This is a genomic window from Neogemmobacter tilapiae, assembly GCF_014652215.1.
GTDB classification, from domain to species: domain Bacteria; phylum Pseudomonadota; class Alphaproteobacteria; order Rhodobacterales; family Rhodobacteraceae; genus Neogemmobacter; species Neogemmobacter tilapiae.
In genome coordinates this window covers 52,261-66,871 of sequence record NZ_BMYJ01000012.1, presented here as the reverse complement: position 1 = coordinate 66,871, position 14,611 = coordinate 52,261, and the positions used below count along the sequence as shown (strand labels likewise).

The 14,611-nt window shown below is 60.5% G+C and carries 12 protein-coding genes; 2 read left to right on the top strand and 10 right to left on the bottom strand.

Annotation, left to right across the window (positions count from 1 at the left end; all coding sequences use genetic code 11):
- Positions 1 to 2 precede the first annotated feature (2 nt).
- From IE095_RS16280 to IE095_RS16270, 3 genes are all read right to left on the bottom strand, one after another.
- Positions 3 to 1,307 (bottom strand): DUF4178 domain-containing protein, encoded by a 1,305-nt coding sequence (locus IE095_RS16280; protein WP_189413012.1) that lies wholly within the window; start codon positions 1,305 to 1,307, stop codon positions 3 to 5.
- Complete coding sequence (locus IE095_RS16275) at positions 1,304 to 1,924, bottom strand: DUF4178 domain-containing protein (protein ID WP_229804872.1); 621 nt, start codon at positions 1,922 to 1,924, stop codon at positions 1,304 to 1,306. Before IE095_RS16275 ends, IE095_RS16280 begins: the two co-directional genes overlap by 4 nt.
- Before the next feature lie 82 nt (positions 1,925 to 2,006).
- Positions 2,007 to 2,900 carry a hydrogen peroxide-inducible genes activator gene (locus tag IE095_RS16270; RefSeq protein WP_189413008.1) on the bottom strand — a complete coding sequence of 298 codons (894 nt, stop codon included), beginning with the start codon at positions 2,898 to 2,900 and terminating at the stop codon, positions 2,007 to 2,009.
- A 109-nt stretch (positions 2,901 to 3,009) separates the two neighbouring features.
- Between IE095_RS16270 and katG the strand changes: the two genes are divergently transcribed.
- Complete coding sequence (gene katG, locus IE095_RS16265) at positions 3,010 to 5,181, top strand: catalase/peroxidase HPI (protein WP_189413006.1); 2,172 nt, start codon at positions 3,010 to 3,012, stop codon at positions 5,179 to 5,181.
- Positions 5,182 to 5,359: 178 nt separating this feature from the next.
- On the opposite strand, the gene IE095_RS16260 is transcribed toward katG, so the two are convergent.
- The 3 genes from IE095_RS16260 to IE095_RS16250 form a co-directional block, all read right to left on the bottom strand.
- Positions 5,360 to 6,304: a substrate-binding domain-containing protein gene (locus tag IE095_RS16260; RefSeq protein ID WP_189413004.1), complete on the bottom strand. Its 945-nt coding sequence runs from the start codon at positions 6,302 to 6,304 to the stop codon at positions 5,360 to 5,362.
- A gap of 71 nt (positions 6,305 to 6,375) precedes the next feature.
- Positions 6,376 to 7,377 carry an ABC transporter permease gene (locus IE095_RS16255; protein WP_189413002.1) on the bottom strand — a complete coding sequence of 334 codons (1,002 nt, stop codon included), beginning with the start codon at positions 7,375 to 7,377 and terminating at the stop codon, positions 6,376 to 6,378.
- A gap of 8 nt (positions 7,378 to 7,385) precedes the next feature.
- Positions 7,386 to 8,891 carry a sugar ABC transporter ATP-binding protein gene (locus IE095_RS16250; protein WP_189413000.1) on the bottom strand — a complete coding sequence of 502 codons (1,506 nt, stop codon included), beginning with the start codon at positions 8,889 to 8,891 and terminating at the stop codon, positions 7,386 to 7,388.
- A 113-nt stretch (positions 8,892 to 9,004) separates the two neighbouring features.
- On the opposite strand from IE095_RS16250, the gene IE095_RS16245 reads away from it, so the two are divergent.
- A complete protein-coding gene (locus IE095_RS16245; RefSeq protein ID WP_189412998.1) occupies positions 9,005 to 10,081 on the top strand; it encodes a LacI family DNA-binding transcriptional regulator in 1,077 nt (358 codons plus the stop codon).
- On the opposite strand, the gene IE095_RS16240 is transcribed toward IE095_RS16245, so the two are convergent.
- The 4 genes from IE095_RS16240 to IE095_RS16225 all read right to left on the bottom strand — a co-directional run bounded on the left by IE095_RS16240 (position 10,049) and on the right by IE095_RS16225 (position 14,526).
- A complete protein-coding gene (locus IE095_RS16240; RefSeq protein WP_189412996.1) occupies positions 10,049 to 10,825 on the bottom strand; it encodes a TIM barrel protein in 777 nt (258 codons plus the stop codon). The two genes, IE095_RS16245 and IE095_RS16240, sit on opposite strands and share 33 nt — an antisense overlap.
- 72 nt (positions 10,826 to 10,897) lie before the next feature.
- Positions 10,898 to 12,412 carry an arabinosylfuranosidase ArfA gene (arfA, locus tag IE095_RS16235; protein ID WP_189412994.1) on the bottom strand — a complete coding sequence of 505 codons (1,515 nt, stop codon included), beginning with the start codon at positions 12,410 to 12,412 and terminating at the stop codon, positions 10,898 to 10,900.
- A gap of 105 nt (positions 12,413 to 12,517) precedes the next feature.
- Complete coding sequence (locus tag IE095_RS16230) at positions 12,518 to 13,447, bottom strand: ArsR/SmtB family transcription factor (protein ID WP_189412992.1); 930 nt, start codon at positions 13,445 to 13,447, stop codon at positions 12,518 to 12,520.
- A gap of 71 nt (positions 13,448 to 13,518) precedes the next feature.
- The gene (locus IE095_RS16225; RefSeq protein ID WP_229804871.1) at positions 13,519 to 14,526 is read right to left on the bottom strand and encodes a LacI family DNA-binding transcriptional regulator; all 1,008 of its coding nucleotides are present in this window, start codon (positions 14,524 to 14,526) and stop codon (positions 13,519 to 13,521) included.
- Positions 14,527 to 14,611 lie beyond the last annotated feature (85 nt).

Genomic DNA, 14,611 nt, shown 5'->3' with positions numbered 1-14,611 from the left:
ACCTAATCCTCGTCATCGGTCCAATCCCCTTGTTTCAAACGGCCGTGCCAGGCCATCCAATGTCGGATCGGGCCGACGGACATGACAATCAAAAAGATAGCCGTGGCCACCCAAAGCCAACGGAATGCCGCCACACCCTCTTGGGCTTGGACCGAAATCTTGGTCGCCTCTTGCACGGCACCATAGGCTTCGACGCCCGTCTCGCCCATCGCCAAATTCATGCGATAGATGCCAGGCCCTTCGGCGCGAAAGACCAGAACGTCCCGACGGTCGCCTTCGGACCAGCTTTCGCCGCCCTCATAGCCCGAATAATATTCGATCAGACGGGATGTTTCAAACAAGGGTTCGCCATCGGGGCCATCAACATCGACTTCCAGCTCGGTCCAAGCATTCGCCATGTCCGACGCAAACTCCACCGAAACCAATTCGCCCTGCCCCGTCAAAGGCATTTCGATGACCTTCGGCAACGCTGTAATCGGGAATGTCTGTGCCGCAAGAACCTCTTCGCCCCGCGCGGCCAGCAGCAGCATCAGGGCCAAAGTTGCGGCCAGAAAGCCCCCGGCGACGGTGGCTGTATAACCCATCTCTTTGCCAACCGTGATGGGCGTCAACACATGTTGCCCCCAGCCCCCTCGCACTTCAGCGGGGTCAAGACCGAAACTTTTCAGCACAGCCAAGCGATCCAACAGAACGGAAAGCGTGGTTTCTTGCTCGGTCCCCGACAACTCGACCGACAGCATCTCGCCGGGGGTCAACCAGCGGATGACCTGCACGCCGTCACCCATTTTCGGCTCCCACGTAAAGGCGCCTTCGACGAAATCGGTCTTTTGCACCCCGCTTTCAAAATAGGTCCAGTCGCGGCCAAGGGCCCGGAAACCCGGTCGATGCTCGCCATGTTCAATGCCATGAAGGTCATAGGCCACCATCGGCAAAGCCCAGCGCACACGACGTGACCAGACCAGATGGCCGTCTTCCAGAGTCAGCCAGGAATAGCCATGGGTTTCGGAATAGAGCAGATGGTCGACCCAACGCCAGGTCTGGCCTTCCCAAACCTCAACCTGCCCCATAATGCCGATGATCTGCTGGCGAACCCCTGCGATCTCGCCTTCCATCCCCAGCCGAAAAGGCGTGTCGGGCCGCTTTAGGTCGTTGAACTGGCGCAGTGCCTTGTAGCCTGCAACGGCGTCCAGTTCCGTCCCGCAATAGCCGCAGATCTGCACCTTGACCCGTCCACCGCCCAGAACATCCAGCCCCGCCCCGCAGGACGGACATTGAATTTTCTGCAAACGGTCGGTGGCCCCGGTCATGCCACCCCCCGCCGCAGGTCATAGGCATCGACCCATTCCCCCAGAAACCAATGCGCTGTTCCGTCGGCGTCGAATTCGCCGGACAGCAGGCGTTCCCCTGCCGAGCAGTTCACGAAATCATGGCTTTTTCCGACGGCAAGAACCTCGGGCAGTTCGCCCTTCCAACCCAGACAGGTCGCCATTTCGAATTCCGTCACCCGCCAGCTTGCGCCTTCCCAATGAAAGGTCTGTCCAAGGCTGGGCCGACCCCGGAGCGGCAGGCGGGCCTGAGTCGTGTCCAATGCCGCCTGCACCACCAACTCGCCTTCGTCCACCGACAGCCAGACGCCCTGACCACCTGCCCCCTGTTCACACCAATATTCGTCCCAAGTGCCGCGCCCATAGCTGAACCGTACCAGCCCGATGGGCCGCAAAACGAACCGACCCAGTCGCACCTTTTCGCCCAAGGCGACAAGGCTTGGAATCTCATGCAGAACGCCTTGGATTCCCGCTAGGCGAACCGCCTGATCCTCAAGGAAAAGGGTCGTGCCGCAGCTGTCACAGGAAAGGGTTTTGGCCACCGCCAAGCGGGGCGACACAGCATTTCCGCATTGCGGGCAATTCGCGCTGAAAGCCATTGAATGATCCCGGCTCGTCGAAAAAATCTTTCCCTGTCCCGACAGGATAGAACCAGTTCAACTCCAAGGCAAAGGCTTTACATCATCCAACCTGCATGGCCTGCTGCACGACGCGCGACAGGCCCTTGAATTGGCTCGACAAAGGGTTCGACTTGCGCCAGACCAATCCGATGGTTCGCACGGGATGGGGGGCTGGCAGCCGTGCCACCGCTACCGGTGCGGTGCGGGTTTCGACCTCGACCGCCATCTGGGGAACAAGGGTCACGCCGATCCCCGCCCCGACCATCTGAACAAGGGTCGACAGTGAACTGCCCTCCATCAGATCGCGGGTGGTGGCTGGGTTCATTTTGCAGAACGACAGGGCTTGATCGCGAAAGCAATGACCTTCTTCCAGCAGCAACAATCGCATGGTGCGCAGGGTTTCGGGGTTGGGGACCGGGCGAGCCGCCTCGGCCGCAGGCCGGACCAGCACGAATTCTTCGGTAAACAGCGGAAGCTCAAACAGCGACGTTTCAGAGACAGGCAAGGCAACAACGGCCAGATCCAGCCCACCCCCCAGCAGATCATCAACCAGCTTTTGCGTGACTGCCTCGCGCGGATGCAAATCGAGATCCGGATGTTCGGCGGCCAACCTTTGGATAATGCGGGGCAAAAGATAGGGGGCGACGGTGGGAATGACGCCGATGCGCAAACGGCCTGTCAGGGGGCCGGTGGAGGCGCGGGCGAGATTGCCCAGCTCATCCACGGCACACAGAATGTCGCGGGCACGCTGGGCAAAACTTTCGCCCAAGGCGGTCAGCCTGATCTGGCGCGGGCCGCGTTCGACAAGGGGGGCACCGAGCAGCGCCTCAAGTTCCTTGATCTGGACGGAAAGGGCGGGCTGGCTGATGGCACAGATTTCCGCCGCGCGGCCAAAGTGGCCTTGCTGGGCCAAGGCGTCGAAATAGCGCAAGTGTTTGAGGGTGATGCCAATCATAGGAAATAATTATCAGTGATATTAGAAATTGCAAATTCTGTTTATCGTCATGCGGTGGTAACCTAGGCAGGATAGATTCCAGCGCAAGCCGCCAGAGACGGAGAAGACCATGGACGGGAACGACAACGCAGCGGGCAAATGCCCGGTCATGCATGGTGGAAACACCGAAACGGGGGCCTCGGTGATGGCCTGGTGGCCGAAAGCGCTGAATCTGGACATCCTGCATCAGCACGACAGCAAGACGAATCCCTTGCAGGGTTTTGACTATCGCTCGGCGGTGAAGGGTTTGGATTTCGCCGGGCTGAAAGCCGACATGAAGGCGCTGATGACGGAAAGCCAAGAATGGTGGCCGGCGGACTGGGGGCACTATGGCGGGCTGATGATCCGTCTGGCGTGGCATTCGGCGGGGTCTTACCGTCTGGCCGATGGCCGGGGCGGTGGCGGCACGGGCAACATCCGCTTTGCACCGCTGAATTCCTGGCCGGACAATGCGAGTCTGGACAAGGCGCGGCGTCTGCTGTGGCCATTGAAGAAGAAATACGGCAACAAGGTCAGCTGGGCCGATCTGATCCTTTTGTCGGGGACGATGGCCTATGAGTCGATGGGGCTGAAGACCTTTGGTTTCGGCTTTGGTCGGGCTGACATCTGGGGGCCGGAAAAGGACGTTTACTGGGGCGCGGAGAAAGAATGGCTGGCGCCCAGCGACGAACGCTATGAGGATGTGGGCAACCCCGCGACGATGGAAAACCCCTTGGCCGCGGTGCAGATGGGGCTGATCTATGTGAACCCCGAAGGGGTGAACGGCAACCCGGACCCACTGCGGACGGCGGCGCAGGTGCGCGAAACCTTCAAGCGCATGGCGATGAATGATGAGGAAACCGCCGCGCTGACGGCGGGCGGGCATACGGTCGGCAAGGCGCATGGCAATGGCAATGCGGGCCTGCTGGGTGCAGCCCCAGAAGGGGCGGATATCGCCGACCAAGGCTTTGGCTGGATGAACCATTCCAGCCGGATGGTGGGTCGGAACACGGTGACTTCGGGCATCGAAGGCGCTTGGACGGCCAATCCGACGAAATGGGACAACGGCTATTTCGACATGCTGTTCGGCTATGACTGGGAGCTGACGCGCAGCCCGGCGGGGGCGCAGCAATGGCGGCCCGTCAATGTGCGGCCCGAGGATATGCCCGCGGATGTCGAAGACCCATCGATCAAGACGATGCCCCTGATGACCGATGCCGATATGGCGATGAAGGTCGATCCGATCTATCGCGCGATCTGCGAACGCTTCCGCGATGATCACGCCTATTTCTCGGAAACCTTCGCGCGGGCTTGGTTCAAGCTGACCCACCGCGATATGGGGCCGAAGGTGCGCTATATCGGGCCGGATGTGCCCGCCGAGGATCTGATCTGGCAAGATCCGGTTCCAGTGGGGCCAGCGGTTTATGACGTGTCGGCCTTGAAGGCGGCGATCCTTGGTTCGGGCCTGTCGGTCAGCGACATGGTGGCGACCGCCTGGGATTCGGCGCGGACCTATCGGGGTTCCGACATGCGCGGCGGGGCGAATGGGGCGCGGATTCGCCTTGCGCCGCAAAAGGATTGGGCGGGGAACGAACCGGCCCGTCTGGCGCGGGTTCTGGCGGTGCTGGAGCCTTTGGCCGTCGCAGCGGGCGCAAGTCTGGCCGATGTGATCGTGCTGGCGGGGAATGTCGGTGTGGAACAGGCGGCCAAGGCCGCAGGTTTTGCGGTGACGGTGCCCTTTGCGCCGGGGCGTGGCGATGCGAGCGTGGAACAGACCGATGCGGAAAGCTTTGACGTGCTGGAGCCTTTGGCGGACGGTTTCCGCAACTGGCAGAAAGAACACTATGTTGTTTCGCCAGAGGAACTGCTGCTGGACCGGGCACAACTGCTGGGCCTGACGGCGGCAGAGATGACGGTGCTGCTGGGCGGTCTGCGGGTGATGGGCACGAACCACGGGGGCGGCACGCAGGGCGTGTTCACCGACCGGGTTGGCGCTTTGACCCCGGATTTCTTTGTGAACCTGACGGACATGGGCCTGAAATGGGTGCCGACGGGGCGCAACAGCTATGACATTGCCGACCGGGCGACGGGTGCGGTGAAATACACCGCCAGCCGTGTCGATCTGGTGTTCGGGTCAAATTCCGTGCTGCGGGCCTATGCCGAGGTTTATGCCCAAGACGACAACCGCGAGAAATTCGTGGCCGATTTCGTCAAGGCCTGGGTCAAAGTCATGAACAATGATCGGTTTGATCTGGTGGCGTAAAGCCCCCCACCCCTAACCCCTCCCCACAAGGGGGAGGGGAAAGCGCTTCCTTGCAAAGGGCTCTCCTTGATTCACCGCGGCCCCCTCCCCCCTTGTGGGGGCGGGATGGGGCGGGGGGCATGTGCAACAAAAAACCGGGGCGCAGCGATGCGCCCCGGTTCCGTTCTGTCCCACCAGATCAGAACGGCGAGTCAGGGAAGTAGTAATTCGCCGCATTGTCCTTGGTGATCAGCGTCGCATCCAGCACATAGGTTCCATGCACCGGCACGTTGTTGAACACGGCAGCGGCCGTCAGTTCCATCGCGGTGCCCACCATGGCTGGCGGATACAGCACATCGACCGGGATCATCTTGTCGCCGTCCATGACCTTTTTGATCATGTCCTTCGAACCCGCACCGGCCACGACATATTGGATGTCCGTCCGCCCCGCCTGTTCGATGGCTTGCAGAACGCCCACGGCCATATCGTCATCCTGGCACCAGATCACGTCGATCTTGTCGAATTTGGTCAGGAAGTCCTGCGTCACTTTGAACGCATCATCACGGTTCCAGTTGCCAAACTGACGGTCCAGAACGGTGACGCCCGAACCTTCGATGGCTTTGTCAAAACCCGCCTGACGCTCTTCGTCAATCGGGATCGGCATGCCACGGATCACCACGACTTGCGCATCCGGCGTCGTCGCCTTGATGTAGTCGCCTGCCACCTGGCCCAGCGCAAAGTTGTTGCCCGCGACATAGAGGTCACGCACCGAGCTGTCGTTCTGGCTGGGCGCACGGTCGACGATGGTCACGAAGGTGCCCGCATCCTTGATTTCGCGGATGGCGTTCACCAGCGGATCGGGATCGGTCGGCAGGATCACCAGCGCGTCCAGACCCTGCACCGCCAAGTCCTGCAAAGCGTTGGCCTGGCTGGCCGCGTCGGGCGATGTTTTGACGATGACCGTCGAACCCGGATGTTCGGCGCGGATCATCTCGGCCACGCGTTCTGCGTGATAGACAACACCCGCCGTCCAGCCATGGTCCGCCGCCGGGATCGAGACCCCGATGGTCTTGGCCTCTTGCGCGAAGGCGTGCGTTCCAAAGGCGGTGGCCAGCACGGCGACCGCAGCGATATTCTTCAGCATGGGTTCCTCTCCCTAAACGCGGGCCTGATCTTTGGTTGCCGGGCGGCCCGCAGGCCCGGCAACCCTCCGCCTTACGCCTTGCGGGCCAGCGAGCGCTGCACCAGCATGGCGATGATGATGATCGAGCCTTGGATCGTCCCGATCAGATATTCGCTGATAAAGTTGGATAGCAGCATGATGTTGCCCACCAGTTCCAAGATCAGCGCGCCGCAGATCGTGCCCCAAACACGACCTGCCCCGCCCTTCAACGCCGTTCCCCCCACGACAACGGCGGTGATGGCTTGCAATTCCCACAACATGCCCGTGGTGGCCGAGGTGGAACCAAGGCGGGGCACGTAAAGCAGCACCGCGATGGCCACGCAAAGGCCCTGAATGATAAAGGCGACATTGCGCACACGGTCCACCTTGATCGCCGAATAACGCGCCACTTCTCGGTTTGAACCGACGGCGACGACATGGCGACCGTAAGAGGTGCGATAGAGGACAAAGGCGGCAACGCCCGTGACCAGCAGCACCACGAGGATCGGCACGGGAATGCCCAAGATCTGACCGAAATAAACCGGGCGATACAGGTCTTGCAGTTCGCGGCTTTCCAGCGTGATCGCCCCACCCTGCGACAGCCATGTGGTCAACCCGCGATAGATGCCCATCGTGCCCAAGGTGGCGATAAAGGGTTCGATCTTGCCCAAAGTGGTGATCAACCCGTTGGCCAATCCGCAAAGCATCCCGATGACAACGGTCAACACAACGCCGGCGCACAGCAGCATGACCGGATTGGCGATGACGCCGGAGTTGAGGAACAGGATCAACAGACTGGCGACAAAGGCCACCATCGAGCCCACCGACAAATCCAGATCGCCCGAGGAAATGACAAAGGTCGCCCCCACGGCAATCAGCGCGATAAACGCCGACCGCGTGGCCACGTTTTCAAGGTTCGCAAGGCTGATGAAATTCGGGTTCACCAACGCGCCCAGCAGCAAAAGCAGGGCCAGCGCCGCAAAAGGCGCCACGGCCCGCAGGTCCAGATCGGCGAAGCGGCCACGTTTCGGCAATTGTTCTTCGGCTGTCGTCATGGTTCCCCTCAGGCCGCTGTCTTCAGACCGGCGGCATAGCGCATGATTTCGGTTTCGTTGATCGCGTCGCCTTCCAGCATCCCCACGATCCGCCCTTCGCGCATCACCGCCACGCGGGTGCAAAGGCCGATCACTTCGGGCATTTCGGACGACACGACGATGATGGAACATCCCTCGGCGGCCAGCGCCGCGATGAAGTTGTAAATCTGCTGTTTCGTGCCCACGTCGATGCCACGGGTCGGCTCATCAATGATCACCACGCGCGGCTCGCGCTCCATCACCTTGGCCAGCAGCAATTTCTGTTGGTTGCCGCCTGACATGCGCCCCACCACGACGCGCGGATCGCGCACACGGATGTCAAAGCGCCGCCTTGCACGCTCCAGGGCCTCGGCTTCGCTTTTCGGGTTCAGATAGCCCCAGCGGCTGTGCATGAACATGGATTGCAGCGTCAGGTTCGCGGCCATGCCCGATTGCAGCAGCAAGCCCTTGGATTTCCGGTCTTTCGTCAGATAGGCCAGCCCCTTGTCCATCGACTGGTCCAAATGGCCCGAGGCCAGCGCCTCACCATTCAGCAGCACCTGCCCTGTGCGGGGACGCAGGCCTGCCACCGCCTCCATCAATTCGGTCCGGCCTGATCCGATCAGCCCCGCGAAGCCGATCACCTCACCCTTGCGCAATTTGAAGCTGGCATTCTTGACATAGCCGGTGGAAACGCCCCGCACCTCAAGCGCGATGCTTTCATCGACATCGGGTTCCACCTTGCCGGGGAACAGGCTCGACAATTCGCGCCCCACCATCAGTTGCGCAATACGTTCGCCCGACATTTCGGTTGTCGGCGCGGTCTTGATCCATTGTCCATCGCGCAAGACAGTGATGCGGTCCGACAGGGCCATCACCTCGTCCAGCTTGTGGCTGACAAAGATGAAACTGGTGCCTTCGGATTTCAGCCGCCGGATCTGGTTGAACAGCACATCGGTTTCCGCCCGCGTCAGCACGGCGGTCGGTTCGTCCATGATCACCACCCGCGCTTTGCGGCTGATGGCTTTCGCAATTTCCACCATCTGCCGCGCTGCCACAGGAAGGCTGCTGATGAGCGCATTTTCGTCGATGCTGGTGCCCAGCTGATCCAGCGCCTTGCGGGTTTCGGCGCGCATGAACTTGCGGTCCAGCACGCCCCAGCGCGTCACTTCGCGCCCCAGATACATGCTTTCCGTGACCGTCAGATGTTCGGCCAGATTGAATTCCTGATGGATGATGGCAATGCCCAAAGCCTCGGCCCGGCCATCAGGGGGCAGTTTGATCGGTTGACCATCCAGAAGCACCTGCCCCGAGGTCGGCTGCTCAAAGCCCGACAGGATTTTCACCAGCGTCGATTTGCCAGCGCCGTTTTCCCCCATCAGGGCGTGAACTTCGCCCCGGCGAAGTTGAAAATCGACACTGAATAAAACCTGCACCCCGGCAAAGGCCTTGCTGATCCGCTCGGCCGCCAGGACGATTCCTTGCGGATCGTCCATTCCTCTCTCCCCTTGCGCTCCTCAACGCTGGGCAAATGTAAACCTTTACATTTACGTCTGTCAACGCCGTTGCACCGCAAAACGCTGGGCATCTGGGCAGATATGGCTATATCATGGGCAATATCAAAACATTGGATCTGCCGTTGAAAACCACGCCCGCCACCATCGAAGATGTCGCCCGGCTGGCCGAGGTGTCGATTGCCACCGTCTCGCGCGCGATCCATATGCCGGAAAAGGTCGCTGCCTCGACGCGGCAAAAGATCGACCATGCCATTGCCGTCACGGGCTATTCCGCCAATGCGATGGCGCGCAGTCTGCGGCTGGGGCGGTCCAACATGATTCTGGCGATTGCGCCCGATATCTCGGACCCGAACTTTTCACCGATCCTGATCGGGCTGGAAAAAGAAGCGCGGGCGAACGGGCTGGGCCTTTTGATCGGCCATACCCAGGGCGACCCGCTGCGGGGCATCGAATATTTGAAATTCATGAATGCGCATCAGGCGGCGGGGATGATCCTGTTCACTGGCTATGTGCCCTCTGACCCGAACCAACCCGCCCCGCGCCTGCCCCCCAGTGTCGCGGTGGTGGAGCCGATGGCGCATGGGTCGATTCCTTTTGTCGGCGTCGATGACCGGCTGGGCGCGCGCAAATTGCTGGAACTGCTGCTGGCGCATGGCCACCGCCGAATCGCCTTTATCGGGGACAGCCGCGCCCGGTTGGCGCATCACCGCCGCCGCATCGGCTTTGACGAGGGTGTCGCGGCCGCGGGCCTGCGCGACAGCCAGATGGTGCTGGACAGCGACGGCACGTTAGAGGGCGGACGCGCGGCCATCGAACGCCTGTTCCTGCGTGACGATCTGCCCACGGCCTTTCTTTGCGTCAATGACCAGACGGCAGCGGGGGTTATGATGGGGCTGACGGCACGCGGCTATGACGTGCCAAAGGATTTTTCCGTGACAGGTTTTGACGACATTCCACAGGCGAATTTCCTGTCGCCCGGCCTGACCACCATCCGCCAGCCGCGCACGGCCATCGGGCAAGAAGCGATGGCCCTGCTGCTGCGGATGCTGGAGGGAGAAGGTGCCGAACAGCCCGAAACCTTGCTGATGCCTGATCTGATCGTTCGAGGCACGGTTGGCCCGCCTGCACCTTGGCCCTTAAATCGTAAAGGCTTTGCGAAAGGCAGCTAAGGCGGCCTCGACATCGCCCTGCGCCTTCGCCTCCATTGTGATCGGCCCGGCATAACCCATCCGATCCAGGGCGCGGGCCACATTCGGCCAGTTCACCTCGCCTGTGCCAGGCTCAAACCGCCCCGGCACATCCGCCACCTGAATCTCGCCGATCCAAGGCAGGCAGCGCTGGCAAAGCTCGATCAGATTCCCCTCGCCGATTTGCACATGATACAGGTCCAGATTCATCTGTAGCCGCGGGTGATTGACTGCTGACACCAGCGCCAAAGTGTCTTCGGCCTGCGCAAAAGGCGCACCGGGATGATCGACAAGCGTATTCAGGTTTTCCAAAGTAAAGGTCACGTCCAGACGGTCGGCCAGATCCGCCATACGGCACAGCGTATCCCGCGCGGTCAGCCACATCGCCCCCGTTGCCACGGGAACGGCCAGCACAGGGCGACCACCCGCCCCCAAAGCCTGTCCCAAAAGGTTCAACCGTTCCACGCCAAGCTGCCGCCCCACCAGGGCCGTTTCGGCCACACTCTCCAGCATGGCCTTGGCGCTTTCAGCATCCGTCAGCCCACCGCGCAGAAAACCATTCATGATGGAAAACCGCGCACCCGTGGCGGCCAGTTTCGCCAGATCATGGTCAAGCCAGTTCCACAGACCGATGCCAAAGCCCATCTCGTGCAGGCGTGACACGCGCCACTCAATAGGGCGATCCAGCCAAAGCATTTCGGCGCAGACGGACAGCGGAAAACCCATGTTTATCCCCTAGAATGAAAAGGCTGACGCGGTCTGAAACCGCGCCAGCCCAATTCTACAGCCTTCCAAGGCTTACGCCAGCTTCACCCGGATCATCTGATAAGACAGCGGCGGCAGTTTGACTGTCAGCGTGCCATCCTTCAAAGCCGCCCCGGTGCCTTTCGACGGGGCCACATTCATCATGTTTTCCGCCGTGTTCACCGCTCGCAGGTCTTTGTGCGTCATCACTTGATGGTCGATCACCGAACCCGCACCAAAGCCTTGCAGGCTGATTTCCGTCTCAATGCTTTCCGATTCGTGCCGGTTCACCGCAAAGAAGGTCAGCGTCCCCGCCGCCTCATCATGAACGCCCGACACATCGACAAAGGGCACATTGTCCGCCACTTCGGCATCGTAACCGGGGCAGTTCACCGCCAGTTGCAGCGCCGTGCCGCGCCCAAAGGCCGAGGCGAAATAGTAGGGATAGAAAATCGTCTGCCGCCAGGCTTTGCCCATCGGATCGGTCATGATCGGCGCAATCACGTTCACCAATTGGGCGATACAGGCGATTTTCACAACATTCGATTTGCGGATGAAGGTGTTCAGGATCAGGCCGACCTGAAGCACATCTTCAAAGTTATAGATGTCCTCAAGCAGGCGCGGCGCATGCGGCCAACCGGCATTGCCTTCCAGAATTTTCTTGTCCTGCTCGCGCGAGTGATACCAGACGTTCCATTCGTCAAAGCTGATATAGACGTTGTGCTTGGACCGCTTGTTCGCCTTGACCAGATTGATCGTCGATTCGACCGTAGTGATATAGCGATCCAGCTTTTCGTTCAGCGCCAGATAGTTGCCGGTGTGATGGGCATGGTTGGCAAAATACATATGCAGGCTGATGTAATCGACCGATTCATAGGTGTGTTCCAACACGATCCTTTCCCATTCGGGATAGGTTTTCATATCGGCATTCGATGAACCGCAAACCACCAGTTGCAGGTTCTTGTCAAAGGCGCGCATGGTTTTGGCGACTTCGTTCGCCAAGCGGCCATATTCATCCGCCGTCTTGTGGCCAACCTGCCAAGGCCCGTCCATTTCATTGCCAAGGCACCAAAGATCGACGTTGAAAGGCTCGGCCCGGCCGTTTTTCTTGCGCAGATCGCCCCAGGCGCTGCCCACCGGCCCGTTCACATATTCCAGAAAGTTGCGCGCATCATCCAACCCGCGCGACCCAAGGTTCACCGCCAGCATCATCTTGGTGCCCACGGCATCGCACCAATCAGAGAATTCATGCACGCCAACAGCGTTGCTGTCCGATGTGTGCCAAGCCAAATCCAGCCGGGTCGGACGGTCTTCGCGCGGGCCGACGCCGTCTTCCCAGTTGTAAGCCGAAACAAAGTTGCCACCGGGATAGCGGACATAGGGCGTGTTCAGTTCCTTGACGATGTCAATCACATCCTGCCGCATGCCGTTCTTGTCGGCGGTCGGATGGTCCGGTTCATAGATGCCGGTATAGATCGCCCGGCCCAGATGCTCCAAGAACGACGCATAGATGCGGTCGTCAATCTTGGCGATGGTGAAATCTTTATGTGCGGTGACGCTGGCCTTCATGATCGCTCCTCCCACGGCGCGGCAGGCAGCCCTCCCGGCGGCCTACATATCGGTGATTTCGATATGTATCCGTTTTTCGGTTTGCCACGTCAAGGCAGATTCGGATCAACCTGCCGCGGTCAGCCGCATCAGGATGTCTTGATCGTAATTGCCAAAGCCCCGACCAAAGATATTGATCCCACCGGGCCGCTTGGCATCCTCACGCACGGCAATGCGCAGGCGGATCGACTTATGCGCCTCAAGATCCAGATCTTTCAGGGCGATCGGGCTGATCTTCATCCCGTCGACAAAGGTGCCAGTGCCGTTCACCCGAAAGGTTTTCAGCATCCCATACTGACTGCCCTTCAGTTTCCACCAATCAGGGGTATAGACCCCCCTTTTGTCACCGAAATCGCCGGGGCTGGTCCAAGTGCCGATGTCAATGCCGTTCACCGAAATGGTGATGTCCGAGGGCCAATCCGCCGATGTTCCCGGCACCTCGGATGACAGTTCCATCGAAAATTCCAGTGTTTCGACCACGCCATCCATCATCTTGATATTGTTCGGGAACTGATATTCCACATAGCCCCGCGTGAACCAGATCAGACCCGCCCCCATCCGCCCCGGATCAAGGAAAGTATCCGGCACATCCAGCAGGCCAATGATCCCATCGCGCGAACACAATCCACAGGGCGCGCTGGTTTCGCAACTGGTATACAGGCCCAAGGGCATCGCCACTTCGATCTGATGCGCATTGGTCTGCGCAGGCGCGTCCTTGAACATCACCAGCACTTCGTCAAACAGCGAATGGCAGATCTTCTGGTTGCCCTTTTTTGCCCGCTGGGTTTCAGTGCGGATCAGGCCCGCGTCCTCCAGCATCTGGATATTCGCCGAAACCGAAGATTGCGGCAGTTCCAACGCCTGCGCGATTTCATTGACGTTCATCGCGCCTTGCAGATGCAGCAGTTTCAAGACTTTGACCCGCGCGGCGGAAGCAAAGGCCTTTAAAACATCTTGCCCCTCTTCCGGGTCGACGATCAGGAAATTGCGGCTCATACCCTGCCCTTGCGCATTCAATAGATCGACGATCTGTATCAGCAATGTCGATCAAGTCAATCAAAGCACCCTTATCTGGGGGGCGCTGTGACCGAATCGCGCAACACCACCGGGCAATCCATCTTCATCTGGCGCGGCCCGCCGGGGTTGGCCCCGGTCAGCATCTGCACCGCCCAGCGCCCCATCTCTTCATGCGGCAGAACCACAGTCGTCAGGGGCGGAGCCAGATGGGCGACAAGGTCTTCGTTGTCGAAACCGACGACGGAGATATCCTCGGGCACGCGCAGCCCGGCTTGGGCAATCGCCTCATAACAGCCAATCGCCGCGCGGTCGTTAAAGCAGAAAAAGGCGGTCGGTGGATCAGGCAGATCCAGCAGACGCGCCGTCGCCTCGCGCCCGCTGTCCACCGTCCAGACCGGCATGGCAATCAGCGTCGGATCAACCGCAATGTCGGCAGTGGCCAAGGCCTGACGATAGCCCTTGGCGCGGTCGCGCGACGCCTCGCCCCAGTCTTCCGCCGCCAGATGCGCGATGCGGCGATGGCCTGCTTGGATCAGGGCGGTTGTGGCGGCAAAGGCACCTGACACATCCGCAGGCCGCACCGAAGGATAGCGCCGCGCCTGATCGTGGCAGTTCAGCAAAACCAGCGGCAATTGTGCCAAACGCGGGCCAATCGCCACGGTCCGCGTGACCAGCGTTGTGTAAAGCACCCCCGCCAATTGCACCTGCGCCAGCATGTCCAGCGCCGCCTCTTCCGCCTCGGGGTCGGCGCGGGTGCAGATCACCGTCAGCACCGCGCCCTGCGCCGACGCCTCATCCCGCGCGCCTTCGATCAGGGGGGCGGCAAAGGGCGTGGCCGACAATTCGTCGATCAACATGGCGATGACCGGCACCACCGCGCCATGCGGCCCCTGCGTCCGGCGGGTATAGCCCAAAGCCTCGGCCGAAGCCTGCACCTTGGCGCGAGTCTTGGCCGACACACGGGCATGCGCAACCGCATTCAGCACAAGCGAAACCGTCGCCTGCGAAACACCCGCATGCCGTGCAATATCGACCATCGTCGCGCGTTTCTCGTTCATCCCGCGCCTCCTTTTCCATCGTTTAGGGGCGAAAATGGCCCTTGCCAAGGGCAGGATGATAAATCAATGCTAATAATATAACTGA

Coding starts and splice junctions, on each gene's coding strand:
- IE095_RS16280 (WP_189413012.1), bottom strand. CDS start 1,307: ATGACCGGGGCCACCGACCGTTTGCAGAAAATTCAATGTCCGTCCTGC.
- IE095_RS16275 (WP_229804872.1), bottom strand. CDS start 1,924: ATGGCTTTCAGCGCGAATTGCCCGCAATGCGGAAATGCTGTGTCGCCC.
- IE095_RS16270 (WP_189413008.1), bottom strand. CDS start 2,900: ATGATTGGCATCACCCTCAAACACTTGCGCTATTTCGACGCCTTGGCC.
- katG (WP_189413006.1), top strand. CDS start 3,010: ATGGACGGGAACGACAACGCAGCGGGCAAATGCCCGGTCATGCATGGT.
- IE095_RS16260 (WP_189413004.1), bottom strand. CDS start 6,304: ATGCTGAAGAATATCGCTGCGGTCGCCGTGCTGGCCACCGCCTTTGGA.
- IE095_RS16255 (WP_189413002.1), bottom strand. CDS start 7,377: ATGACGACAGCCGAAGAACAATTGCCGAAACGTGGCCGCTTCGCCGAT.
- IE095_RS16250 (WP_189413000.1), bottom strand. CDS start 8,891: ATGGACGATCCGCAAGGAATCGTCCTGGCGGCCGAGCGGATCAGCAAG.
- IE095_RS16245 (WP_189412998.1), top strand. CDS start 9,005: ATGGGCAATATCAAAACATTGGATCTGCCGTTGAAAACCACGCCCGCC.
- IE095_RS16240 (WP_189412996.1), bottom strand. CDS start 10,825: ATGGGTTTTCCGCTGTCCGTCTGCGCCGAAATGCTTTGGCTGGATCGC.
- arfA (WP_189412994.1), bottom strand. CDS start 12,412: ATGAAGGCCAGCGTCACCGCACATAAAGATTTCACCATCGCCAAGATT.
- IE095_RS16230 (WP_189412992.1), bottom strand. CDS start 13,447: ATGAGCCGCAATTTCCTGATCGTCGACCCGGAAGAGGGGCAAGATGTT.
- IE095_RS16225 (WP_229804871.1), bottom strand. CDS start 14,526: ATGAACGAGAAACGCGCGACGATGGTCGATATTGCACGGCATGCGGGT.